This is a genomic window from Pseudomonas sp. PGPPP1, from assembly GCF_002255865.1.
In the GTDB taxonomy this organism is placed as follows: Bacteria; Pseudomonadota; Gammaproteobacteria; order Pseudomonadales; family Pseudomonadaceae; genus Aquipseudomonas; species Aquipseudomonas cremoris.
The window spans coordinates 73,895-96,339 of sequence record NZ_NKIG01000022.1 but is presented as its reverse complement, the minus strand read 5'-3'; the positions used below and the strand labels follow the sequence as shown (position 1 = coordinate 96,339).

At 59.2% G+C, this 22,445-nt stretch carries 15 protein-coding genes, 4 tRNA genes and 2 pseudogenes; 8 read left to right on the top strand and 13 right to left on the bottom strand.

What is annotated here, in order from left to right; genetic code table 11:
* Positions 1–177 precede the first annotated feature (177 nt).
* The 3 genes and pseudogenes from CFE47_RS22235 to CFE47_RS31830 all read left to right on the top strand — a co-directional run bounded on the left by CFE47_RS22235 (position 178) and on the right by CFE47_RS31830 (position 3,672).
* A pseudogene (locus CFE47_RS22235) lies at positions 178–1,589 on the top strand (aminotransferase-like domain-containing protein).
* 115 nt (positions 1,590–1,704) lie between these two features.
* Positions 1,705–2,811, top strand: a pseudogene (locus tag CFE47_RS31835) (HAMP domain-containing protein); the annotation flags it as partial.
* A complete protein-coding gene (locus CFE47_RS31830; protein WP_502695497.1) occupies positions 2,791–3,672 on the top strand; it encodes a methyl-accepting chemotaxis protein in 882 nt (293 codons plus the stop codon). The pseudogene CFE47_RS31835 and the gene CFE47_RS31830, both read left to right, overlap by 21 nt.
* A gap of 36 nt (positions 3,673–3,708) precedes the next feature.
* On the opposite strand, the gene CFE47_RS22225 is transcribed toward CFE47_RS31830, so the two are convergent.
* Both CFE47_RS22225 and CFE47_RS22220 read right to left on the bottom strand, forming a co-directional pair.
* The gene (locus tag CFE47_RS22225; protein ID WP_286840499.1) at positions 3,709–4,521 is read right to left on the bottom strand and encodes an alpha/beta fold hydrolase; all 813 of its coding nucleotides are present in this window, start codon (positions 4,519–4,521) and stop codon (positions 3,709–3,711) included.
* Positions 4,522–4,637: 116 nt separating this feature from the next.
* Positions 4,638–5,408 carry a hypothetical protein gene (locus CFE47_RS22220; RefSeq protein WP_185708904.1) on the bottom strand — a complete coding sequence of 257 codons (771 nt, stop codon included), beginning with the start codon at positions 5,406–5,408 and terminating at the stop codon, positions 4,638–4,640.
* Positions 5,409–5,778: 370 nt separating this feature from the next.
* Between CFE47_RS22220 and CFE47_RS22215 the strand changes: the two genes are divergently transcribed.
* The 4 genes from CFE47_RS22215 (at position 5,779) to CFE47_RS22200 (ending at position 6,191) form a co-directional block, all read left to right on the top strand.
* Positions 5,779–5,854, top strand: a tRNA-Glu gene (locus tag CFE47_RS22215).
* A gap of 3 nt (positions 5,855–5,857) precedes the next feature.
* Positions 5,858–5,933, top strand: a tRNA-Gly gene (locus CFE47_RS22210).
* A 103-nt stretch (positions 5,934–6,036) separates the two neighbouring features.
* Positions 6,037–6,112: transfer RNA gene (locus CFE47_RS22205), tRNA-Glu, on the top strand.
* Between the two features lie 3 nt (positions 6,113–6,115).
* A tRNA-Gly gene (locus tag CFE47_RS22200) sits at positions 6,116–6,191 on the top strand.
* A gap of 75 nt (positions 6,192–6,266) precedes the next feature.
* Here the strand turns inward: CFE47_RS22200 and CFE47_RS22195 are convergent.
* The 6 genes from CFE47_RS22195 to pdxR form a co-directional block, all read right to left on the bottom strand.
* On the bottom strand, positions 6,267–7,832 hold the full coding sequence (locus CFE47_RS22195; RefSeq protein ID WP_286840496.1) for a type VI immunity family protein: 1,566 nt from the start codon (positions 7,830–7,832) through the stop codon (positions 6,267–6,269).
* 2 nt (positions 7,833–7,834) lie between these two features.
* Positions 7,835–8,713 carry a VRR-NUC domain-containing protein gene (locus tag CFE47_RS22190; RefSeq protein ID WP_286840494.1) on the bottom strand — a complete coding sequence of 293 codons (879 nt, stop codon included), beginning with the start codon at positions 8,711–8,713 and terminating at the stop codon, positions 7,835–7,837.
* Entirely contained in the window at positions 8,713–11,079 is a 2,367-nt protein-coding gene (locus CFE47_RS22185) for a type VI secretion system Vgr family protein (RefSeq protein WP_286840492.1), read from the bottom strand. The genes CFE47_RS22190 and CFE47_RS22185 overlap by 1 nt, the downstream gene beginning before the upstream one ends.
* A gap of 25 nt (positions 11,080–11,104) precedes the next feature.
* Positions 11,105–11,362, bottom strand: coding sequence for a PAAR domain-containing protein (locus CFE47_RS22180; protein WP_286840490.1), 258 nt, complete (start codon positions 11,360–11,362; stop codon positions 11,105–11,107).
* A 30-nt stretch (positions 11,363–11,392) separates the two neighbouring features.
* The gene (gene icmH / locus CFE47_RS22175; protein ID WP_286840488.1) at positions 11,393–12,211 is read right to left on the bottom strand and encodes a type IVB secretion system protein IcmH/DotU; all 819 of its coding nucleotides are present in this window, start codon (positions 12,209–12,211) and stop codon (positions 11,393–11,395) included.
* Between the two features lie 135 nt (positions 12,212–12,346).
* Positions 12,347–13,858: a MocR-like pyridoxine biosynthesis transcription factor PdxR gene (pdxR, locus tag CFE47_RS22170; protein WP_286840486.1), complete on the bottom strand. Its 1,512-nt coding sequence runs from the start codon at positions 13,856–13,858 to the stop codon at positions 12,347–12,349.
* A 77-nt stretch (positions 13,859–13,935) separates the two neighbouring features.
* Here pdxR and CFE47_RS22165 point away from each other — a divergent pair, with 77 nt between their 5' ends.
* Positions 13,936–15,597 (top strand): M24 family metallopeptidase, encoded by a 1,662-nt coding sequence (locus CFE47_RS22165; protein ID WP_286840484.1) that lies wholly within the window; start codon positions 13,936–13,938, stop codon positions 15,595–15,597.
* 43 nt (positions 15,598–15,640) lie between these two features.
* Here the strand turns inward: CFE47_RS22165 and CFE47_RS22160 are convergent, their stop codons facing one another.
* The 5 genes from CFE47_RS22160 to CFE47_RS22140 all read right to left on the bottom strand — a co-directional run bounded on the left by CFE47_RS22160 (position 15,641) and on the right by CFE47_RS22140 (position 22,443).
* On the bottom strand, positions 15,641–17,380 hold the full coding sequence (locus tag CFE47_RS22160; RefSeq protein ID WP_286840483.1) for a dipeptidase: 1,740 nt from the start codon (positions 17,378–17,380) through the stop codon (positions 15,641–15,643).
* A gap of 95 nt (positions 17,381–17,475) precedes the next feature.
* Positions 17,476–18,693 (bottom strand): phospholipase D-like domain-containing protein, encoded by a 1,218-nt coding sequence (locus tag CFE47_RS22155; protein WP_286840482.1) that lies wholly within the window; start codon positions 18,691–18,693, stop codon positions 17,476–17,478.
* 52 nt (positions 18,694–18,745) lie between these two features.
* Complete coding sequence (locus tag CFE47_RS22150; RefSeq protein WP_185710581.1) at positions 18,746–19,393, bottom strand: MotA/TolQ/ExbB proton channel family protein; 648 nt, start codon at positions 19,391–19,393, stop codon at positions 18,746–18,748.
* Between the two features lie 17 nt (positions 19,394–19,410).
* On the bottom strand, positions 19,411–21,690 hold the full coding sequence (locus CFE47_RS22145; RefSeq protein ID WP_286840481.1) for a TonB-dependent receptor: 2,280 nt from the start codon (positions 21,688–21,690) through the stop codon (positions 19,411–19,413).
* Between the two features lie 24 nt (positions 21,691–21,714).
* A complete protein-coding gene (locus tag CFE47_RS22140) occupies positions 21,715–22,443 on the bottom strand; it encodes an energy transducer TonB family protein (protein ID WP_286840480.1) in 729 nt (242 codons plus the stop codon).
* Positions 22,444–22,445: the final 2 nt, after the last annotated feature.

Below are 22,445 nucleotides of genomic sequence, written 5' to 3'. Positions count from 1 at the left end.
AGGATTAGGGGGCTGTGGGGTTTTTCCATGGCTGGCAAAGTGCCTTGTTCGAATGTGTATCATTAGGTAAATAATCTAATAAAATCAATGATTTAATGATTTTTAACGACCGGTAATCCTGGCCTTCTGTGCTTAACTGCTTCGGGTTGAATAACAGACAGTTGAAGTGAGTGGCTCATGGATTTAGGGATCGATCGACAAGCCCTTGTACCGGTGGTGCAGCAAATCGTCAGTGCGGTGGCGGAGTGGATCCGCAAGAGCGGGGTGAGCCCCGGTACGCGACTGCCGTCCATTCGGCAAGTGGCCCTGGATAACCTGCTCAGCCAGTCCAGTGTGATCGAAGCTTTTGAGCGCATGGTCGCCCAAGGCTTGTTGGCTGCCAGGCAAGGCTCCGGGTTTGTGGTGGCTCAGCCCTCAGCCGAACATCAAGGTCATTGGTATGAAGGCGCGGAGCAGCAGTGGGGCGACTTCACCGATAGCCCGCTAGGTGAGTTGAAGCTGGGTTGCGGTTGGTTGCCGGACGCCTGGCGCGAAAGCGATGACATCAGCTATGCGATTCGCGAAGTGACCCGCACCGACACCGCCGGCCTGTTCAACTACAGCACTCCGTTGGGCCTGCCCTCGTTGCGCGAGCAACTGCTCAAACGCTTGAACCGGCTGCATATCGCCTCCAGCATTGACTGTATCCTCACTACGGCAGGTGCCGGCCATGCTCAGGACTTGCTGATACGTACGTTGCTTCGGGCCGGTGATTGTGTAGTGGTGGAAACCCCCGGCTACGGCAACCTCTACCAGCAGTTGGCATTTCAGGGCGTCACGTTGCTGGAAGTGCCACGCACCCGTGGCGGCCCAGACATTCCGAAGCTCGAAGCGCTGTTGCTGCTGCATCGTCCCAAGTGCCTGTTTATCAACAGCCTCTATCACAACCCCACTGGTTCCAGCCTGTGCCGCGCAGTCGCCGAGCGCTTGCTGGAGCTGGCGCGCCGCGAGAACTTCCTGATCATCGAAGAAGACGTGCTCGGCGACCTGCAGCACGCCAGTTGTACACGACTCGCCGCGTTGCCCCACGATGACCGGGTGATCTATATCGCGAGTTTTTCCAAGACCTTGAGCAGTGCGTTGCGCGTGGGGTACCTCAGCGCCAGTACGGCGATCATCGCGCAATTGGCCAGCCTCAAGACCCTGACCGGTTTCGGCACATCACGGTTTGCCGAAGCGGTGGTCGCGACCTTGTTGGCCAATGGCACGTATCGCAAGTGGGTCCAGCGCTTGCGCAAGCGCTTGAACACTGAAATGGCGGCCACCCTGCAGGTCTTGGAAGATGAGGAGTGGGAGGTGTTCACAGTGCCAGCCGGTGGCATGTTCCTGTGGGTGCGTCCGGCAGAGGCTCACCGTTCGCGGTTGCAGGCGTGTGCCCGGCGGCTGGGGGTGTTGTTGTCGCCGGGTGCGTTGTTCAGTCCGACCGGGGAGCACAGTGAATGGATGCGCATCAATGTGGCTTACGCGGGGGATCAAAGGGCGCTCGCGTTGTTTCGTGGCGTGGGCCTGCCAGATCGACCTCGACCATCCTGAAAACGACGAGTATGTAGCTTTTTGCCATTATTCCGGCGCCAGCGTCTTGTGCTCAGTGCCTTGGGGTTGCCAATCTCGCTTCTGGTTAACCGGGCTTGATGGCTTCTGCCATTGCAAGAGGATGCAAGTGCAATGATTTCGGCCGTGCAACGACGTTTCGCCAACCTGGGTATGGCAAAAAAACTGGGCTTGGGTTTTACCTTGGTGCTGCTGCTGACTGCCCTCGTGGCGGCTATCGGCGTGTGGTCCCTGCAAACCGTTGGCCAGCGTTTCGAAGGCCTCAAGGCCATGTCGTCGCTCAACAGCGGTTTGCTCAAGGTGCGCCTGATCGAGCAGGACTATGCGCTGCATGCCGACCCCAAGGCCGTCGACGCCTTGCATGAAAGCGTCGATGCCCTGGCGGCCCTGGCGGCGAGTCTCAAATCCCAGTCGGCGGCCAACGTGCCCGTGATGACCGATGTCGAGCAAGCCTTGGCTGCCTATCGCAAGGCGTTCGATGAGTTTGTCGAGCTGACCCAGACCAAGGACCTGGCACTGGAAATGGCCAGTTGGTCAGTGTCCAGCGTGGCCAATAACCTTGACGTGTTGCAGGCCGGGCTGGCGGATGACGGCGCCTATGGTCTCAAGGAAAGCCAAGGCAAGGAGGGCGCCGAGTTTATCGAGCAGGCGGGCCAGGTCAGCCAGGTTTCGCGCTTGATGCTGCAAGCAATGAACGAAGCGCGGGTGCGCCTGGACCAGAGCCGCAAGGTGAGTGAAGACGACACCGAGCAAGGCAAGATCGAGCAGGCCGACCAGGCGCTGGCCCAGGTCGAGCAGTTGAAAACGTCGGTCAAGGACTCCGGCTATCAGACGGTGCTCAATGAAGTCTCCGGCCATATCGCGGCATTCAGCGAAAAACTCGGCGAATACACCGGGCTGTTGGCCCAGGAAAAGGTGGTCTACAAACAACTGAATGATCGGGCGGCCCAAGTGGTCAGCCGGGTCAACCAGGCCTACGAGGCCGAAGACCAGTCGATGCAGGCGCAGTTGAAGAAAAGCGCGGTCCTCATCATCGGCTCGTCGGCCCTGGCCTTATTGGTGGGCTTGATTGCAGCGTGGGTGATTACTCGGTTGATCGTCGCACCGCTGCGCAGTGTGATTGCGGTGGCACAGCAGATTGCAGCGGGTGATTTGAGCGGGCGCATGGAGGTCAGCCGCCGCGATGAAATCGGCCAGTTGATGCAAGCGATGCAGCAGATGGGCAATGGCCTGAGCCATATGGTCAGTGGCCTGCAAGCCGGTATCGAGCAACTGGCCAATTCGGCGCATTCACTGTCCAGTGTCACCGAGCAGACCAATGTCGAGGTCAGCAGTCAGAAGGAAGAAACCGAACAGGTGGCCACGGCGATGAACCAGATGACCGCCACCGTTCATGACGTGGCGCGCAATGCCGAAGAGGCCGCCCAAGCCGCGCAGACCGCTGACGATAAGGTCGACAGCGGCCAGCAGGTCGTGCGTCAGAGTTTGCAGCGCATTGAGTTGCTGGCCACGTCCAGCACCCGTGCCAGCGCCAGCATCGAAAGCCTGAGTGCAGAAATCCAGAACATCGGCACGGTGTTGAGTGTAATCAAGAGCGTCGCCGAGCAGACCAACTTGCTGGCCCTTAACGCTGCCATCGAAGCCGCTCGTGCCGGTGAGCAAGGTCGCGGCTTTGCCGTGGTGGCCGATGAGGTGCGGGCACTGGCCAAGCGCACTCAGCAGTCCACCGAGGAGATCGAGCGTCTGGTCAGCACCTTGCGCGGCGCCGCGCAGTCTTCTGTGCAGCAGATTCAACAGAGTGGCGAGTTGGTCAAGCTGGCGGTCAGTGATGCCCTGGAAACTGAAAGCGCCCTGGGCAGCATCGCGGTGGCTGTGTCGTTGATCCAGCAGATGAACCAGCAGATTGCCGCAGCGGCTGAGCAGCAAAGTTCGGTGGCCGAAGAAATCAACCGCAGCGTCACCAGCATCCGTGCCAGCGCCGATCAGTCGGCGTTGAGCATGCAAGGCAATGCCGCATCGAGCATCCAACTGGCGCAGTTGGGCGCGGAACTGAAAGGCATGGTGGGCCATTTCCGCCTTTGATCGCCGCCAGCACGCGACGATCAAAGGGCAGGGCGGTCAGGCGTTATTGGCCAGGAAGGTCAGCAGCGCTTCGTTGACGTATTCCGGGTTTTCCCGGGCGCTGATATGGCCTGCTTCCGGGATCAGGATCAGGCTGCAGCCGATCAGCTCTGCCATTTCCTCGGCTTCGGTGGGTGGCCGGGGCTTGTCATGCTCGCCGCACATCACTTGAGTGGTGTCGGCATCCAGGTGCGAAAGCTGTTCCAGCACATCCTCACGGCTGAAAATCAGCCGGCCCAATGGCACGATGCTGTCCAGCAGGCGCTCGCGGGAGTGCGCCTGCAACGACGCGCGAAAGTCTTGATACAACGCAGATTCACGGTCGATACCTGGGCGGAAAAAGATCGGTGCGATCACATCCAAAAGCGGTTCGGGGATGGCGCCTGCGTCCTCGATCATCTTGAACAGCGAGAAGTAGTACTGACGCGTGGCCTCGGGTTCGGCCCCGAGGTAGGTGTCCATCAGTACCAGGCTGTTTACCCGCTTTGGAGCAAGCAGCGCGAGGCGTGCGCCCCACATGCCGCCGACCGAAAGGCCCACCAGGTTGATCTGCGCGATATCCAGCTGGTCCAGCAGGGCCAAGGCCTGGCGTGCCAAATCGTCTAGGGAACGGGTGTGTGCTGGCAAGGGGCCGGATTCGCCATGGCCCCATAGTTCGGGGACGATCACGCGGTACTGTTGCGAGAGGGCTTCGATCTGCGGCGTCCACATGTCATGGCCCCACAGGTAGCTTGAACCCAGCAGGACGACAGGGCCGGTGCCCTGGTCGATGTAGTGCAGCGGTTGTCCATCAATGACGGCGACAGGCATAGCGAGCCTCTGACTTCACGGAGTGAGGGGCATTTTTTACGCTAGAAGGAGGCGGGGGGATAGATGCAAAGTGATGGCCTATGGCGAACAATGTTCGCCATAGGCGACACGGACGATCAATCGTAGATGACTTTCTTTTTCCACTCGGCGTCGGTTTCGACCACTTTCATGCCTTCGGTCAATTCGTTGACCTCGTCTTCGGCAGGCTTGCTGTTGGTCAGCACGGTGGAGTTGGCGCGCGCCAGTTGTGCCTCCAACTGTTGCAGTTGTGCGCTGTAGATCACCGGCTCCGGTTGTTTGCGCAGGTACTGCACGCCACGTTCGAAGGCCAGTCGGGCCTGGCCCGGTTGGCCTTGCTGCAAGGCATGCTGGCCGAGATTGTTGAAGAACTCGATGTGCAACAGCACGAGGATATGGCGAATTTCCTTGATCCAGTGCTTGGCCTCGTTGGTCGGCAGGAAGCCGTCCTGGGCGGCGCGGGTCACTTGGCCGTGCAGGGCTTCGAGCAGGAAGCGTACGTCCTTGGCCTTGGCTTCGGTCTGGATTGGGGCGGGCGGGTTGTTGACCGGGATCGACTCACCCTGGGCGACCAGTGCATTCAACTCGGTGATGCGCGCCTTGACCGGTGCACTGCTCTTGTTGAGGTGGAGCAGGCGTTGGTTGACGTTGAGCTCCAGGCGGGTCAGCAACAATTTGAGCGACGGGGTCATCAACTGGCCAGGGAAGGTCTCGGTGATTTCACCGCAACGGCGCAGGCGATCGTTGAGCTCGATCTCGGTGCGCTTCTTCTCCAGCTTGTTGTTTTCCACCACATGGTTCATGTAGCCAATGGCGATCAGTATTACGATCCCGGCTATTACCAGCAGGGTGATCATGAGTGGTGTCACCGGTGTGACCTCTTTATAGGGTTTGCTGTGGAGTGTAGTGATTGGGCCATCCGGCGGATAGGACTGATCGACCAGTTGCCCAGGTAGATTCTTCTATATAGGTAAGCTTTTAACGCGGGGCTCCCTGCGTAGATGCACATTGCCATCATTTGCTAAGGCGAACTATAGCGCCTTGTCGCGCGTCAGAATATAGGCGTCAAGGTCCAGACGGGTACAATCCCTGTAGAGGCTCGGAAAGCAGGTCGAAGTCATTGATTTTAATAAATTTATCCTTGGGGGTTGACGACCTTTCAATCCATCCATAGAATGCGCGCCACTTAAAGCGTAAAGCACACAGCGAAACGCGGCGAGTAGTGAATGTTGTACGTGTGTCCCCTTCGTCTAGTGGCCTAGGACACCGCCCTTTCACGGCGGTAACAGGGGTTCGAGTCCCCTAGGGGACGCCATATGCGGGAATAGCTCAGTTGGTAGAGCACGACCTTGCCAAGGTCGGGGTCGCGAGTTCGAGTCTCGTTTCCCGCTCCAATTTAAGCAGTGTGGCTCTCGGGCGGCACTGAGTGAAACCAGGGCATAATCTTCGGATTTAACCTCTGGGCACTGGAATACACACCATGTGTTTCAGTAGCGTGTCCCCTTCGTCTAGTGGCCTAGGACACCGCCCTTTCACGGCGGTAACAGGGGTTCGAGTCCCCTAGGGGACGCCATTTGCGGGAATAGCTCAGTTGGTAGAGCACGACCTTGCCAAGGTCGGGGTCGCGAGTTCGAGTCTCGTTTCCCGCTCCATATTCAACAAAAACGCCGATCAGAGATGATCGGCGTTTTTGTTTGTGCGCGAAAATCCATGCTTATCCGTCGCTATCACGATGGCTGCAGTCCCATCCAAAGCCAGACGACGCTCTCGCCATCCACAGTCGGCATCAAAACGCCGTGCTCAATGACTTGCTTACTCTCCAACTTATATTCACACACCCAGGTACCCGGATACGGGCAGGGTTGACCGCTGTTCGCGCGCATGCCGCTGACCGTCCAGTGCCAGCGCACAACCCGGCCTTCATGGGCGGGGAGCCGTTCGTTCAACTGAACATCGCGTGCGACGAATCGGTTGTTTTCAACTTCCCAGCGTCCCGCGCGAGGCGCCGGTTCATGGGTATTGGCATAGCGGGCCGGCGCTGGTGCTGTTTGATCAAGATCACGCTGCCATGTCACCAGATCGTCTGTGGACGCCGCATCGAGGCCTGGCATGATCTCGCCGTGTTTGAAGGCTCGCCGGGTTTGCGCCTGCCCTGGAACCAGCCACCATCCGGCTTGAATGCAAGCGGTTCCCGCCGCCATGCGTATAGGCATCGGTGTAGAGGCTTTTGCAGAAGGCATGGGCAATGGAGCGATGAAGCGCGTTGCTGGCGTAGGCCAATCGCTGTCAGTGTCAAAGCGGGCCATCCAGCGCCGACTGTCAGCATCGGTAAAACGCTCGTTGGGGTCGCCATCCCATTGGCCGAAGCCCAGCAATCCCAAGTCGTCATTGCGGATCGGCTTGAGCAGTTTGTTCAAGAGCATGGGCAGTTCGGGCACGCCTTGTTCGACCGGATACAACTCTGGCTGATCGCCCAGTTCGATCCATTGGCCGCTCTGTAATTCGGTGATGCTGATGCGTGGGTGAGACAGCGCCGTACGTATTTGCTCGCGGGTCAGGTCAAGTTTTTCGCGCCAGTGGTCGGCGAGCAGGAAGGCCCAGGTGGGGGGGCGGATGCCGTGGACCAGTTCACTATTCATACAGAAGGTGTAGTCGATATCCAGGCCGTAGAAACTCGGGGTGAGTGCCCGCTCCCAAGTGGTGATGGCTGATCGCGTACCAAATTCAAGCGGGTTGGCCATGGCGAAGCCGCTGTAGACCTGATGCGCCTTGAGCAGGTCAATGGTCTTAAGCACAAAGCGGCGCCATGCTTCGCGGTTGCCCAGCCACCATTGCCAGCGGTAATAGAACGTGATTGAGGAATAAGGGTTATAACTACCTTCGTATTCTAAAAATGATGTTCGCCAGAAGTAACCTGCCGTTGTGGGGGACGTGGCATGGTTTTTTTCATCAGTGAAGTTAAAGACAAAAGTTTTATAGCGAGAAATTTTCCTGGCCTGTTCACGAAGATCTGGCAGGCGTGTGGAGCCATATGGGTGTGGACGCTCCGACATTGGATGGGTGCCAACGGTGTAAGGCTTGCCAAGAAGTTGTTCGAAGGCTTCATGGATATCCACCATCATCAGCGCTGCTTCTTGGTGGTTGTCTGGGCCAGGGGGGAAGTAGAAGCTGATGAAAGGGCTGACGCTGTGTCGAGCATCGTCAGTACCCCAATCAGTGTTTGGCCACTCCTTGAGCTCTGCAATAAATTCATCACGCTCATCTTCATCAAACAAATTATGGGTAGTACTCACGTTCACCTCCTGTTTTTGGCGCCCTTGGATGTAGGGGGCTGTCTGTTATCCGTTTCAGAGCCAGTGCAATCTTCCGGAACACGTAGCAAGGCCACTTTCTCCCGCCCAATCTTTTCTCGGTTGGCGCCTGTTTTGGGTCTCATCAGTCGTGCGTAATCGTTTATTTGTGTTTGCTTTACCCAATCCCCCGGAAATTTGATCTCGACCGCCGCAAATACGTTTTCGATCTCAAAGGGCTCCTGACGGTATTCCACTACCACCAAATCCGGTGCCAGAGAGCTCGGGCGAGGCCAGAATGGCTGTATCGCGCTGCCAAACCGTTTGGGGCGAGTTGTTGGATCGCCAAGCAACGCTTTTTGGCTGCTGCGGTTGTAGTTCGGCTCGGCCTTGAGTGGGCTTCTCCATTCCAGCGCCTCGTCCACGGACTCAAAGAACAACGAGGCCGTGAACTGCTTGAGTGCAACCTCAATCGTGGTTTCCACTCTGTCGCCCGCGATCTTCTTGCGAATGCGGCGTGGCACCTTGATCGGCACCTGCAGGGCGACTGTGCAGACTTGGCTGATAGCTGGGCGAAAAGGTACTTTACGTTCGATGTATTCCTTGAAATTCACGTTCTCCTTGCCTCTTCGAGAAACCGTGCTGTTGCCACCCCGGTCTACTGCGGCAAACGTGGAACTTTTGCGGTCGATTTCACGCGTCATTGCTTCGATGGTGTCTTGAAGAACTTTTTTAATCTGCTTTCTTCGCTCGTTAATCTCTACGGCAAGCTGGGCCAGTTCGGCGGCAGTTTTGGCGTTTTCATAAGCCTGGTTTGCTCGGTAGGCCCGATAGGCTTTGTCGATAACGTGAGCGAGAGTTCGGGCAATGGGGATTACTGGCATCAGTCGAGGCCTTCGCTGTAATGGGCAAGAAAGTCATCAGGAAAAATGACCTTGGTCTCTACAGGTGGGGTCTCATCATCGAAAGCCATCAGATAGGGCTGCCAGGTTTCGGTGATTCGCTGATCGTCGCGCATGATTGCCTTGTGGGCCTGCACGGGTCTGGATGCCTCGGTAACAGTCCAGTCAGTTGCCCCTTGGGGGCAGGTGAGGCCTTCGCTGAGTAGGGTGGCGCCATCAGTGATGCGATATCGATAGCCCGCGAAAGCACGTTGATCGTTCTTCAGCAACGTGTAACGTCCCAGGAATGCTCCAAGTGGTGCGGCGGGGGATGGTGGGCTGCCGAGCGGGTTGCCCATACCGATTGCATCTGTGGTGACGGGGCCTTTGATCTTGATGGTCAGCCCATCAAGGGTAATGCCATCGCTATCAATCGTGATGCTGCCACCGGGGGCCCTCAGGACAATGCGTTCGCCCGATGAAACATCGAACACTGTCGTTTTTTGCTCAATGCGTTGCCCTGCGCACAGGGAGTAGCGGTTTTGGACTGATTGCTCGGCACTGCCTCCAATCTGGATATTATGGTCAGCGGCAATTTTATCATGCCGGTTGTTGGCAATTTCCTCGACGCGGTCCCCGCCGATGCTGGTGCGATGATTACGTCCCAGCGTCTCAATTCGGTCACGGCCCAGTTGCAGATGCTGATCCTGCACAATAGCAATGTGCTCATCGTTACCTACTCGCTTGCTGCGGTTGCGGCCGATTTCTACCTGCTCGTCGTGTTCGACCTTCTCGCTTCGGTCGTTACCCACGTAGTGAGTGTTGTTGTTCTTGATATGAACGTTCTTGTCTTTCTCGGCATGGATAAACACCTCCTGGTGGCCCAACTCATCCTCAAAACGCAGTTCATTGAAGCCATCACCCTTATGAGTGCGGCTTTTGATGGTCATCCGTGTCTTGTGCTTGGGCAGCTCATACGGCGGCAGATTGGTCTGGCGGTAGGTGCGGCCCGTGGCGATAGGCTGGTCAGGGTCGCCATCCAAAAAGCTGATGATCAGTTCCTGATTCACGCGCGGCACGGCCATGGCCCCCCACGTCGCGCCTGCCCAGCCTTGAGCGACACGGATCCAGCACGAACTCTGGTCGTTGTTTTTGTCCGAACGGTCCCACGGAAACTGCACCTTGACCCGGCCCCATTCATCGCAATAAATCTCCTCGCCGGGAGGCCCGACCACCGTGGCCATTTGCGGGCCGTCGATGCACGGTTTGTCACGCAGTGGCGCTTTCCAATCCGAGGTCCAGCGGATGGCGCTGGCTTTCAACGAGTAAGACGTACCAAGGCCACTGCCGAACGACTCTTCCTGCAAGCTGGTGTGCTGCTTGCCTTCGTGTCTGATGGCGATGGTTCGCCAGCGGTCATTGAAGTCTTCACGCGGATGCTCGTTGAGGTCGAACGCCAACCCGGGTTGCAGGCGCTCATCGTCGCCTTCCAGGTGCGCCAACTTGGCGTCGTTGCGCAGCGCGGCCAGGCGGGTTTTGGTGAAGGGCTTGCCGGCGATATCGCGCTTGTAACGGCCTGGGTAGTCGTAGCGTTCGTAGTCTTTGTGCTGGTTGTTCAGGTCCTGATCGCCAGTGGCAGTGTGCTGCTGGCTATAGCGCGGATGGGTGAAGGTGTAGTCGCGCTGCACCTGCACGGCGGTGCGCACTTGTTCGGTGTAGTGGAAGCGGTTCAGCGCCGGTTCCTTGGAGTCGCCGCCACCCATGGGCTGGTAGATCACCGGGCAATCGGTGTGGGTGCCGATGGTGCCGAGGCCGCCGACGCGGTCGGTGAGGATGAGGGTGTGGCCGTCGACGCGGTGTTCGAAGGTGTAGAGCAGGCCTTCCTCGGCGGCGAGGCGGGCGATGAAGTCGAGGTCGGTTTCGCCGGCCTGTACGCAGTATTCGCGAGGCTGATGCTCGAAGCAGATCTCGCTGCGGATGTCAGTCAGCTTTTGCTCGGCCAGCATGCTGGTGATGATGTCGGGCACGGTCTGGCCCTGGAAGATGCGCCAGTTGGAGCGCAGGTCGAAACGTTTCAGAGTCGGTTCAACTATGGCGGTGTAGCGAGTGCGGCGAAAGCCGGTGTCACCTTGCTGGAACAGGCTGACCAAACCGTGGACGTAGCGTACCGGGGTGTCGTCGCGCCAGATGGTGAACACTGCCGACAGGTCGAGCATGCGGTAGAAGTCGATCGCCGGGTGATGGCTGACGAGTTCGAGTTCCAGTTTGAACGGTTGGGATAGGCCTTCCTGAAGGGTAAATGAGACCACTTCGAAGGGATCGCCCCGTAGCGGTTCGAAGGTGTAACGCAGGTCGCTTTGACGGGGCATGAAACCTCCTTGTGGTGAGTCTGGATCAGTTGATCAGCCAGCTGGCGTCGCCGTTTTCCAGGACGCCGCCGTGATCGGTGGTGTCCCCGATCCTTGCTACAGGTTGGCCTTCGATAATCATCAACGCTGAACCGCTGGAAATTACGGCTCCGCAACCGAGCGTGTCGCCAACACGGGCGACGGCTCGTCCGTTGACAGTGAAACTTCCTGATCCACTGGTGACAGTGACCGGTCCACACGATGGACAAGCATGGTCGTGACCGACCAATACGACGGCAGGCATATGGCCTCCTGATAGTTTTTTACGTAGGGGTCAGAGCTTTAGAATTTTGTCCAGCGAGGCAAGCACCTCTTGGGTGATAGCGTTCAGGCGCAGGGTGTAGATCGTGTAAGCCGTGGCCAGTACGACGGCGGCCAGGGCCCACGGCGTCCACAGCGGCCACGTGCGTTTGATGCGGTAATTGCGCGGGGCGACGTTGGCCAGTGGGTTGGTCAGGCGCTTGGGTGTTTCGCCGCGCAGGGGACGCAGCAGGCCGTGCAGTTGGGTGATGATTTTTTGTACTTCGTCGTCGCCGTTGGTATGGGCGCCATATTTGCCCTTGAGACCGGAGACCAGGCACTGGTACATGAACTCCAGTACATGCTGGTACCGGGCCGCTTCGGGGATCATGTTGTTCATGACGGTAAAGAATTTTTCGCCACCCCACGTCTCTGCATGAAACTGACTGAGCAGTGAGCGTGCACTCCACGTGGAGGACTTGCCCCAGGCGGTGTTCATGACAACTTCATCCAATAACAGGCACAGGCTGTAGGAATAGGCCTTGAGCATGCCGTCGTCGTAGTCGAGTAGGCTGACTTCTTCCATGATTGTGGTGATCTGGTTGCTGACGCTGCGGTACAACGCAGGCACGTCCGCATGCTGGTCCAGGCGCCGTATTCGGATCACCAGGCCGATCAAGGGCGTGGCGGCATCGCACAGCGGGTTCCACGCCACACCGCGCATGACGAACTCGGGATCTGCGAGCAGCAGTTCAGGCTTGGTGTCAGTAGATGTCGGTTCAGGGGTGTTGTCGGGTAAAGCGGCAGGTGTTGGTTGTGTGTGGGTGGTTCCGTTCGATAGGGCGTCACTCATCGCGTGCACTCATCTGTTTATGCCTGTCCTGCAGGGAAATTCGCTGCTGGCGTCACTCTAGGCAAACAAGATTTGGCACTTCAATAGAGGGTGGGTGATCAAGAGTCGTCCTACAATTGCTGGTGCAATAGGCTGTCAGTTTTGACTGTCTTCGGCGGGCGTTTCGTTTTCCTCCCCACATGCTCGGGCCAGACGCAACGTCGCCTCGCGGATTTCATCCTGGTTGAGTGAGGCGAATCCCAGGCGCAGCGCATTTTCCGGCTGATCCATCGGTGAGAATTGCCGACCGCTGCGCACGACCAACCCGTGCCCAACGGCCGCGCTCACCATTGAATCAACATTGATTTCGTCGTCGAAGCGTACCCACAGCGCCAGGCCGCCTTCCGGTTCCCGCACCTTGATCCGATCGCCAAATGCCTCATGCAAGCAACCCTGCAAGGTTTCGCGACGGGCGCGGTATTCCTTCGAGACTCGGCGCAGATGTTTCTTGAGTTCGCCGTCGTTGATCAGGTCGGCGAGCATCTTCTGCGCCACTGCATCGGCATCGCCCAGCATCAGCGCGGCGTTGCTGTGCAGGGCCTCAACCACCTGCGCGGGGGCAACCACATAACTGCAGCGAAACGTTGAGCCGAGCGCCTTGGATAATGAACCCACATAGATCACATGGCGCTGCGCGCGGTCGCTGGCCAGGGGCAGGTAGGGCCGCCCGTTGAAGTGATATTCGTGGTCGTAATCTTCTTCGATGATGCAGAAGTCATGCAGCGCCGCCAATGCCAACAGTTGTTGCCGTCGCGCCGCGTGCAGGCTCACGGTGGTGGGGAACTGGTGGTGTGGCGTGAGATAGATCATGCGCACTTTATGCGTGCGGCACAGGCGATCGATCTGGTCGGTGCGACAGCCTTCTTCGTCTACGTCCACCGTGACCAGTTGCGCGCCCAGCTTTCGGAAAATCTCCCAGGCCGGCGGGTAACTCAGGCGCTCCACCAGCACCACGTCGCCGGGTTTCAGCAAGAGGCTGGCGGTCAGGTACAGCGACATTTGGGTGCCTTGGGTCAGGCAGATGTTCTCGGCGCCTACCGTCAGCCCGCGGTTATTGCGCAACATTTCGGCCAGTGCGCAGCGTAGATGGTAACCAGTGCCCTCGCTGCCGTAGCGCACGGTGTTGGATGTAAAGCTGTTGCGCAGGGCATTGCGGTAATAGCGATGCAGCACGGCTTGGGGCAGCAAGCGGTGGTCGCTGGTGCCGTTATCGAAAAACAGTGCGTTTTGCTGGTGTTGCAGCGCCGTCACCTGGGCGTTCTGGGTGAAATACGGCACGACCGGCTGGGCCAGGATAGGCGGTGCAAAGGACTGCTGCACGCGACTCGGCAGGTGCTTGGGCGCCAGTTGCGCATTGACGAAGGTCCCGCGTCGCGGCTCGCTGACCAGCCAACCCTTGGTCATGGCCTCTTCGTAGGCCAGGATCACGGTCTTGCGGTTGACGTCGAGTAATTGCGCCATTTCCCGCGTGCCCGGCAACAACGTACCGGGCGGCAATCGCCCCTCGACGATGGCGGTCACGAGGCCTTCGGCAATCGTGCGATAGGACGCTTGGCCGGCACGTTCGTCCAGCTTGAGCAGCGGCCGCCATTTTCGCATCTGGACCATCTGAAGTATCCAAAACTGGAGGTTTTAATGGGCCTAGTCTAGCGCAACAATCAGGCCTCACTCACCCCGAGGTTGTTATGAATACACGTCATGTCATCGAACTGTCCCCCTCGGGGAAGACCTTTGAAACCGGTGACGAGTTGTTGCTCGACGCGATGCTCGCCAATGGCCTGTCCGTGCCGTTCTCGTGCCGACGCGGCGCGTGCGGGTCATGCAAGGTGCTGGTGGCGCAAGGCGAGTACCGGGCCAAGCACCTGGCGCCGGACGCTCCCGCGCCATGCTATCCGCTCGCGGCCAATGAAATGCTGCTGTGCCAGAGCCACGCGTGCGGCGACATGCGCCTGGAAATTCCCGGTTGGTGCCTGGACACGCCGGTATTGATGGTTGAGGCGCAGGTCGTGAGCAAACGCGCATTGAGCCCCGACATCGTTGAGTTGGTCGTGATGCCGGACAGACCGTTGGCGGTGCGAGCGGGGCAGTACCTCAAGTTCCGCCTGGTCGACGGCGATTCGCGGTGTTTCTCGATCGCCAACCTCCCGGGCGAGGACGATGGGCGCCTCGTTTTCCAGATTCGCCAAGTGAGCGGCGGGCTTTTTTCCGAGGTCATCCTGGGCGACCTTGATGCCGGCGATCTGTTGCAGTTGGAAGGGCCTTTTGGTGCCTGTACCTGGCAGGACAATGACGATGCACCTGTGGTCCTGTTCGCCACGGGCACCGGTTACGCGGGTATCAAACCGATTCTTCTGACCGCGTTGGCGCGTGATGTCGACGTGACGTTGTACTGGGGTGGCACGCAGCCGACAGATTTTTACGACGGCGTGTTCCTGGATAGAGCCGTCATCGACCATCCGCGTTTTCACTGGCACCCGGTGCTGGCTTCGCAGGGGCGGGTGCAGGAGGTTGCGCTGAGCCATGGGCATCCCTGGGAAACGGCCCACGTGTACGCGTGCGGAAATAGTTCGATGATCAGTCAGGTGCGTACTCACTGCCTTGACGCGGGTTTGCCCAGCCACCGGTTTGTCGCGGAAGCCTTTGTGCCCAGCGGCCAGTCGAGTGCTGGCAACGCGCCAATGTCACTGCATCCGATTTGGGAAAAGGTCGGCCCGCGCTACTCTCTTGACGGCATGCTGGCGGCGCGCGCGCAGTCCATTCGCGCCCTGGCGGCAATCGCCAGTCAATTGAGGGTTGGCATGACGACCGGCGAGGCCCTCGATATGGCCGCTGAACAGTTGCAGTCCATGGGCGCGTCCCACACCTGGCACCCGACCTATATCCGCTTTGGCGACGACACCATCCGCCCATCCCGCGAAGGGATTGACCGCCAGCGCAGGCTGCGCGCCAGCGATATCGTCGTGGTTGACCTGGGGCCGGTGTGGGACGGCTACGAGGGCGACTACGGCGATACCTTTGTGTTCGGTGACTCGCCGCTGCACCTGGCGTGCAAAACCGCGCTTCACGAAGTGTTCGACGAGACCCGCGAAGCCTGGTTGCGTGGCCTGACCGGCCGCGAACTCTATGACTATGCCGATCAAAGCGCCGTGTCAAAAGGCTGGAGGCTGGCGCGCAACCTTGCGGGCCATCGCCTTGCGGATTTCCCTCACGCGTTGTTCGAAAACAAAGAGCTGGCGGACCTGGAAATTCCCCCGAGTGAAATGGCCTGGGTCCTGGAGATCCAGCTGTGCCATCCCACGGAACCTGTCGGTGGATTTTTTGAGGATATGTTGATGCTGCACGCCTGAAGAGCCCGCCATTGCGGCGGGCTCCTTTACATCACGGCGTGGATCAGAGCTTTGGCAACTGCCCCACACGGCCCATCATTTCAGTGACGATCTGCAAGTCCAGCAGGAACTGGTCCACCGTCTTGAACTCATTGTCGGTGTGCCCGGTATATTTTACTTCCGGGCGCGCCAGGCCGAACTGCACGCCATTGGGCAGTTCATGCACTGAGGTTGCGCCGGCTGAAGTACCGAACTTATGTTCCATGCCCAGGTTTTCACTGGCCACTGCCAACAGCGCCTTCACCCATTCGCCTTCCGGGTTGCGGTACATCGGTTCTGCGACCGAGTATGTGAAGTCCACCTTGACCTTGGATTTCTTGTCCCAGGCGCTCAGTTTTTCGGCAATCTCGGCTTTGAGTTTTTCCGGGGACTTGCCCTTCGGCACCCGCAGGTTCACGGCCAGCTTGAAGGCCTTGTCATCCAGCCCGACAAACGTCAGCGACGTGGTCAGCGGCCCCATGAACGCATCGGAGAAGCCCACGCCCAATTTGCCGCCCAGGTAATCCAGGCCCCAGTTGTCGGAGGCGTAACGTGCCGCATCGGTGATGTGGTTGTGCTTGAGGGCGATCTTGCCATCAACGCTGTGGATCAACTCCAGCATGCGCGAGACCGGGTTCACCCCGGACTCCGGTTCGGAGGAGTGCGCCGACACCCCGGTCACCGTCAGCTTGACCTCTTTGCCGACCACCTTGGCGGCCACTTCGAAATCAGCGCCGTTCGCCTTGACGTACTCCGCGCCGGCTTTTTGCAGGCTGGCGGCCAATTCTGCAGGCTTGTCGCTCACGAACGTCGCCACCGACGCCGACGGAATCTGGTTGGTCGCCATGCCGCCGGTCATCGAAATGATTTCTGCGCCTTTGCCTTCACCTTTGCGGCGCGGGAAGGTGGCCATGACGGTGCCGTAGCCTTTTTCGGCAATCACCACCGGGTAGCCGCCATCCAGCGCCAGGTTGTACTGCGGCGTCGGGTTGTGTTCGAAGTAGTAAGGGATCGCGTCGCCGGAGGTTTCCTCGGTGGTGTCCACCAGCAACTTGAACGTGCGCGCCAGCGGTAACTTCTCTTCCTTGATGACCTTCATGGCATACATCGCCACGACGATGCCGTTCTTGTCATCCTCAGTGCCACGGCCGTACATGCGGTCGCCAATCAGCGTGACCTTGAACGGGTCGAGTTTGGTGCCATCCTTCAGCACCCAGTTTTCCGGTGTCACCGGCACAACGTCGGCGTGGGCGTGGATGCCGACGACTTCATCGCCGTTGCCTTCCAGGGAGATTTCGTACACGCGGTTATCGATATTGCGGAAGTTCAGGTTGAAGGCTTTGGCCAGGTCCTGGATCTTGCCGGCGATCTTGAGGAATTCCGGGTTCTTGTACTGGGGCAGGCCGTCGACGTTGAACGTCGGGATTTCCACCAGCTCACGCAGGGTTTCGGTGGCGGCCTTGCCGTACTTGACCCGCGTGTAAATGCCCAGCAGTCGATTGATTTCGTTTTGCTGGTCGGCGCTCAAGGTTTTGTTGTCGAGAAAGGCGCTGATCGCCGGGCCCACGTCGCTTGTTTTGCCCAGGTCGCCCTTGGCCAGGGTGCCTAGGAAACCACGGAAATCCGTGACAGAAGTTTCGTTGAAACTCTTGAGAATCGCCGCACTTTGATCTGGGGTGATAGTGGCGAAGGCGGGCGTGGTGACAGCCGAAAGGCCGACGGCGAACAGGGTGGCCGCAGCCAATTGCTTGAGTGGAAAGTGCATTGCTAGAGGCATTCCTTTGCAGGTAGTGAGTAAGAAGTTTCTGACCGAAACGTCAGAAACATTTCCACACACTACCATTACTCAGGTGCAAAGCGTCAAGGCTGTCCGGGGTGAGGTGCGGGGTATTCATCTATGGCATTCAAGGCTTTGGCGTAGGGCCCATCCCACAGTTGCTCGTGCAATTCCCCCACACGTTTGGCCATCGGTTCGTTGTGCATCACCACCTCAAGGTTGCGTGAGTTATCCAGGTAACCGCCCAGCCAGTTGCTGGTGCCGATCCACGCCACTTGCCCATCAACTTCCATCGTCTTGCTGTGGATCACCCGCGCGTACGGGATAAACCCTTGCTTGGCTTCGGGCAGCGTGACGATTTTGACCTGCACGTTGGGCAGTACGGCCAAGCTCTTGAGGTAGGGCAGTTCGAGTTTGTCAGTGTTCCAGTTGGACACCATCAGCTTGATCGACACGCCACGCGCTGCGGCTGCGCGCACGGCATTATCGATCACCGCGTAGTACGGACGCGTTCGGTCTGGCCCGTAGGACAGCGGTGCATAGTCCAGCAATTGCACGCGCACTTCCTTTTTCGCCTCGCCGAGAAGGCGTGGCAGTTCCAGCTGTGAATCACCGACGCCCGGCGGGTTGTAGCGTTGCGGGCTGGCGACCAGGTAATTGCCGGTGCGTGGCGGTTCCGTGCCAGCGACGGGCAGCGGCACGGGTTTGTTCTCGGCAAGGGCGGCCTGGGCTTGCCAGTCTTGATTGAAGATGGCCTGCACCTGGCCAACCACGGTTGGGTCGCTGATGCGCAGCCCGGTTTCGTGGATGTGTTCCAGCGAACGCCAATCAAAATTCTGGCTGCCGACAAACGCCTGCTTGCCGTCGACCACCATGTATTTGGCATGGATGATCCCACCGCTCAGTTGCCCATAGGCGAGCACACGGAAGGTGAGGTTGGGGATCGCACGCAAGCGTTCCAGGGTGGACGCTTCCGACAGCTTGATGCCTTTTTCTTCGAGCAAAAAGCGAATCTTCACACCGCGTTTACCGGCGGCTTCAAGGTGCTCAATCACGGTGTCCATCACCGAGCCGGGGTGATCGGCCGCGTAGAACTGGCCGATATCAATACTGCTTTTGGCCGCGTCAAACAGTTCGATCCACACCGGGCCTGGCTGGCGTAGATCGGAGGTACCCAGGGCGGTGTCGACCGGCACGGTGTGTACCAGTTCAAACCCCGCAATTGAAAAGTCCGCCTGGGCAAGCGGACTGAGGAGCAAGCCGGCGAGGCCTGCGATACGCAACTTCAAGGAGATGGGCATAGGGATCTCTTTGTAGAAAAAAGGCGGGCGCATTGCGCGCCCGCCTGAACGATTACGCGGTGCGGCTGTGCAGCGGTGTCGGTACCAGGTGTGGCACTTCGCTTTGTACGCGGGCGCCGGTGGCAGCGCGGATCAGCAGGATCTTCAACTGATCGTTGATGCGCTCCAGGCTGTCCTGGAAGAAGTTGTGGAACACCACGCAGAACAGCGCGATGGCGATCCCCAGGCCGGTTGCGAACAAGGCCGTACCGATACCACCGGAAATCTGGCCTGGGTCGGACACACCGGCCGAGGCCAGCGCCTTGAAGGTGTCGATGATGCCGAGGATGGTCCCCAGCAAGCCCAGCAATGGCGCTGCAGTGGTGATGGTTTCGATGATCCACAGGCTGCGGGCCAGTGGGGCACGGGTGGTCAGGTACTGGGTTTCGATCACGTCATCCAGGTCCTTGCGCGAACCGTGGGTGGCTTTCTGTGCCAATACCGGCAGCACCATGCTCAACGGCAGGCTGTCGCGACGGGTCAGGCTTTCTGGCAGGTCACGCTCGCTGTGCACATTGGCGCCCAGCACTTCGGTCAGGGCGCGCGCTTGGCGGCGCACATAGGCGAAGAAGATCCCACGTTCGATGGTGATAAAGATGGCGATGGCCATCGCGGCGTACATCACATAGAAGGTGATGTCGTGGAGCACATTCATGTCCATGTTCACTTACCTCGCAGTTAGAAATTGGCTTCCAGGGAAACCGTCACGGTGCGTTCCAGGCCAACGATGTACGCCGGGTCGCCGTCGCGGAAACCGCTGTAGGTGGCCGAGTTGGTCTTGGTGGTGTACACGCCATCCAGGTACTTCTTGTCGAACAGGTTGTCGACGTTCAGGCGCAGGGTCGCGTCTTTCACGACTTTCTTGTCCACCGGCAGGTAGATACCGGCGCCGGCGTTGAAGACGGTGCGCCCGGAGATCGCTTCGTCGTTGGTCAGGTCGCCGTAGAGCTTGCTGGTGTACTTGCCGCCGAAGGTGCCGTAGAAGCGCCCGTCGTCATACCCGATGTTGGCCGCCAGCATGTTTTTCGGCACGTTGGCGAACTGCTTGCCACTGGTCGGCAACAGGATCGCTTTTCCTGCGTTGTAGACGGTCAGGTCGTCTTGCTGCTCGGCCTTGGTGTAGGTGTAGGAGGTGTAGTAGTTGAAGTGATTGGGCAGCAGGCCGCTCCACTCCAGTTCCAGACCGCTGTTGTTGACGGAGCCGGCGTTGATGTCGGCGAAGTCGCCGTTGATATCCTTTGACGAGACCTGGCGATCCTTGAACTGCATGTAGAACAAGGTTGCGGCGACGGTCATGTCGTCACCGGTGAAGCGCCAGCCCAACTCGTGGTTCCAGCTGGTTTCGGGCTTGGAGTTGATCGAGTCCAGGCCCTTGTCGTACAGCACGTAGTTCTGCGGGATACGCATGTTGCGCGACAGGCTGTAGAACAACTGGTCACGCTCATCCAGTTGGTACTTGAGGCCGACGTTGGGCAGCAGCTTGTTGTAGGTCTGGTTACGTTTTTCGGCTTGCTCGGTGAGGCTGCCGTGGTTGGTGCCGTCACGCTCGACGTTCATGTAGGCGAGGCCCGCCACCAGGGTCCAGTCCGGGTTGATGTACCAAGTGTCCTGGGCCCAGACTTTTTGCGCCGGGGTCACGGTGAAGCGGTCGCGACCTTGTACGGTGTTGCCGTTGGCGTCGACCACGGCGTTGCCATCCGGCCAGGTGTCGCTAGGCTTGCCGCTGTTCTTGAGCGCAATGAACGGTTGGGTCTGGCTTTGGCGTGCGCGCTCATACCAGTAGCCGAATTGCAGGCTGTGTTCGTCCAGGTCCCAGTTCAGCTTGGTGGTGATACCTGGGCGCCAGGTCTGGGTGCGGGAAGGGCGGTAGTACACGCCGGTCGTGGAAGAACCGTCGGCGTTGTACTGCGCGGCGGTCGGCAGGTTGCTCAGGTCGAATACACCGCCCGCGTTCGAGCCGCGGTTGAGTGCGTAGCTGGAGGAGCCCACGCCGCTGCCGTTGCCCCAGTAGTAATACGGGATGACCGAGAGGGCCAGGTTATCGGCCAGCTTGAACTGGGTGTTGAGTACGCCGGTAAAGGTCTGGAACGGGTTCTGCGCCAGGGCGTAGTAGCTGTTGACCTTGCCGTTGCTGCCCACGGTCGGGGTGGCCGGGTAGGGGTCGTACTTGCGGCCATTCTGCTGGTACTGGGCCTTGGTCAGTTGGCTGTAACTGTTGTTGTCCTGCTCGTGGTACTTGAGGATCAGGTTGGCAGTGTTGCCGTTGCCGGCATCGAAGAAGCTGTTCCACTCCACCTTGTCTGCACGCACGGCACCCGAGCCGCGCCACATGTCACCTTCGGTATGGGACACCGACAGCCAGTTGCTCAGGCCGTTGACTTCACCGGTGTTCAGGCGCGCAAAGGTCTTGCGGGTAGCGTTGCTGCCCATCACTTGTTTGACGAACGCACCGGTTTCCTTGGTCGGGCGAATGGTCACGATACCGATGTTGCCGCCGCTGGAACCGATGTGCGGGCCGTCGGCTTCGGATGAGCCCTGGGTGACGAAGATCTGGTCGATGTTTTCCGGGTCGCCCAGCAGGTTTGAATACAACGCGTAGTTGCCGGAGTCGTTGATCGGCATACCGTCTACCGACATGCCCACTTGGTCGGAGTTGAGGCCGCGCATGGTGAAACGGAAGCCCGACAGACCGGTGTTGTCTTCGCTGGAGATGTTCAGGCCCGGGGTGTACTTGAGCTTGTCGATCGCGTTACCGGTGGCGGTTTGTTTATCCAGCGCTTCCTTGGTCACGGTGGAGCGGCTCTTGATGCTTTCTTCTTGCACCATGTAGCCGCCACCTGCCGTGGCCTTGCCCTGAACCCCAATCGTGCCGACGTCGCTGTCGCTGGTGTCTGCCATGACCATTCCATGGCCCATGCTTGCGGCAACGAGTGCCAGATGAATCCGTGTGAACCTCATCACTGTCGTCCTGGTGTCGGGTGCTTATTGCACGCTGTAGTTGAAGGTGGCGGTGAAGCGCTGCTCATTGCGCCCCCCGAAGGCTTGCTCGGGGAACGGCTTGACTTGCTTGATACGACGCAAGCTGTTGGTGGCTGCCCGGTTGAGCAACATGCTTGACGCCTGGGTTTGTAAGCCGGAGTCCAGAACGCGACCCTGGCGGTCTACCAGTAACCAGACCACGACCTCGCCGCTTGGGCGTTCGAGGGAGGCTTGGCGTCCGGTGGGGTATTGCTTGTAGGTGTCCAACTCGTTGCGCAAACCCTTGAGGTAACCGCCTTCCAGCGCCTGGCCGTCGACCTTTGGCGGCGCGGGCGGTGCAGGTGTCGGGGCGGTCTGGGCCACGGCGGCAGGTGCCGGTTTGGCAGCCACAGGTGGCGGTGTCGGCGTCGGTGTCGGCTTGGCCACCACCGGCTTGGGCACAGGTTTTGGCTTGGGCTCGGGTTTGGGTTTTGGCAGTGGCTTGGGCGGCGGCGGAGGCGGGGCTGGCTCGGCCTCTTCATCCTCGATCACCGGCGGTGGCGGCTCTTGTTCAACCACCGGCTCCGGGATCACTTCCGGCTCGGGTTCGACCAACGCCAACTCGACCGCCGACTCGTCATACACCGGCTCGACTTTGAGGGTTTGGGAATGGATACCCAGTGCAATCAGCACCAGGGCGATCAGGGCCGGGACACTGCCCAGCAGCCGACGCGCACGAAACAGGACGTACATGA

Coding starts and splice junctions, on each gene's coding strand:
- CFE47_RS22150 (WP_185710581.1), bottom strand. CDS start 19,393: ATGGACATGAATGTGCTCCACGACATCACCTTCTATGTGATGTACGCC.
- CFE47_RS22165 (WP_286840484.1), top strand. CDS start 13,936: ATGAATACACGTCATGTCATCGAACTGTCCCCCTCGGGGAAGACCTTT.
- CFE47_RS22190 (WP_286840494.1), bottom strand. CDS start 8,713: ATGCCAGTAATCCCCATTGCCCGAACTCTCGCTCACGTTATCGACAAA.
- CFE47_RS22225 (WP_286840499.1), bottom strand. CDS start 4,521: ATGCCTGTCGCCGTCATTGATGGACAACCGCTGCACTACATCGACCAG.
- icmH (WP_286840488.1), bottom strand. CDS start 12,211: ATGAGTGACGCCCTATCGAACGGAACCACCCACACACAACCAACACCT.
- CFE47_RS22155 (WP_286840482.1), bottom strand. CDS start 18,693: ATGCCCATCTCCTTGAAGTTGCGTATCGCAGGCCTCGCCGGCTTGCTC.
- CFE47_RS22160 (WP_286840483.1), bottom strand. CDS start 17,380: ATGCACTTTCCACTCAAGCAATTGGCTGCGGCCACCCTGTTCGCCGTC.
- pdxR (WP_286840486.1), bottom strand. CDS start 13,858: ATGGTCCAGATGCGAAAATGGCGGCCGCTGCTCAAGCTGGACGAACGT.
- CFE47_RS22145 (WP_286840481.1), bottom strand. CDS start 21,690: ATGAGGTTCACACGGATTCATCTGGCACTCGTTGCCGCAAGCATGGGC.
- CFE47_RS22140 (WP_286840480.1), bottom strand. CDS start 22,443: ATGTACGTCCTGTTTCGTGCGCGTCGGCTGCTGGGCAGTGTCCCGGCC.
- CFE47_RS31830 (WP_502695497.1), top strand. CDS start 2,791: ATGCAAGCGATGCAGCAGATGGGCAATGGCCTGAGCCATATGGTCAGT.
- CFE47_RS22185 (WP_286840492.1), bottom strand. CDS start 11,079: ATGCCCCGTCAAAGCGACCTGCGTTACACCTTCGAACCGCTACGGGGC.
- CFE47_RS22180 (WP_286840490.1), bottom strand. CDS start 11,362: ATGCCTGCCGTCGTATTGGTCGGTCACGACCATGCTTGTCCATCGTGT.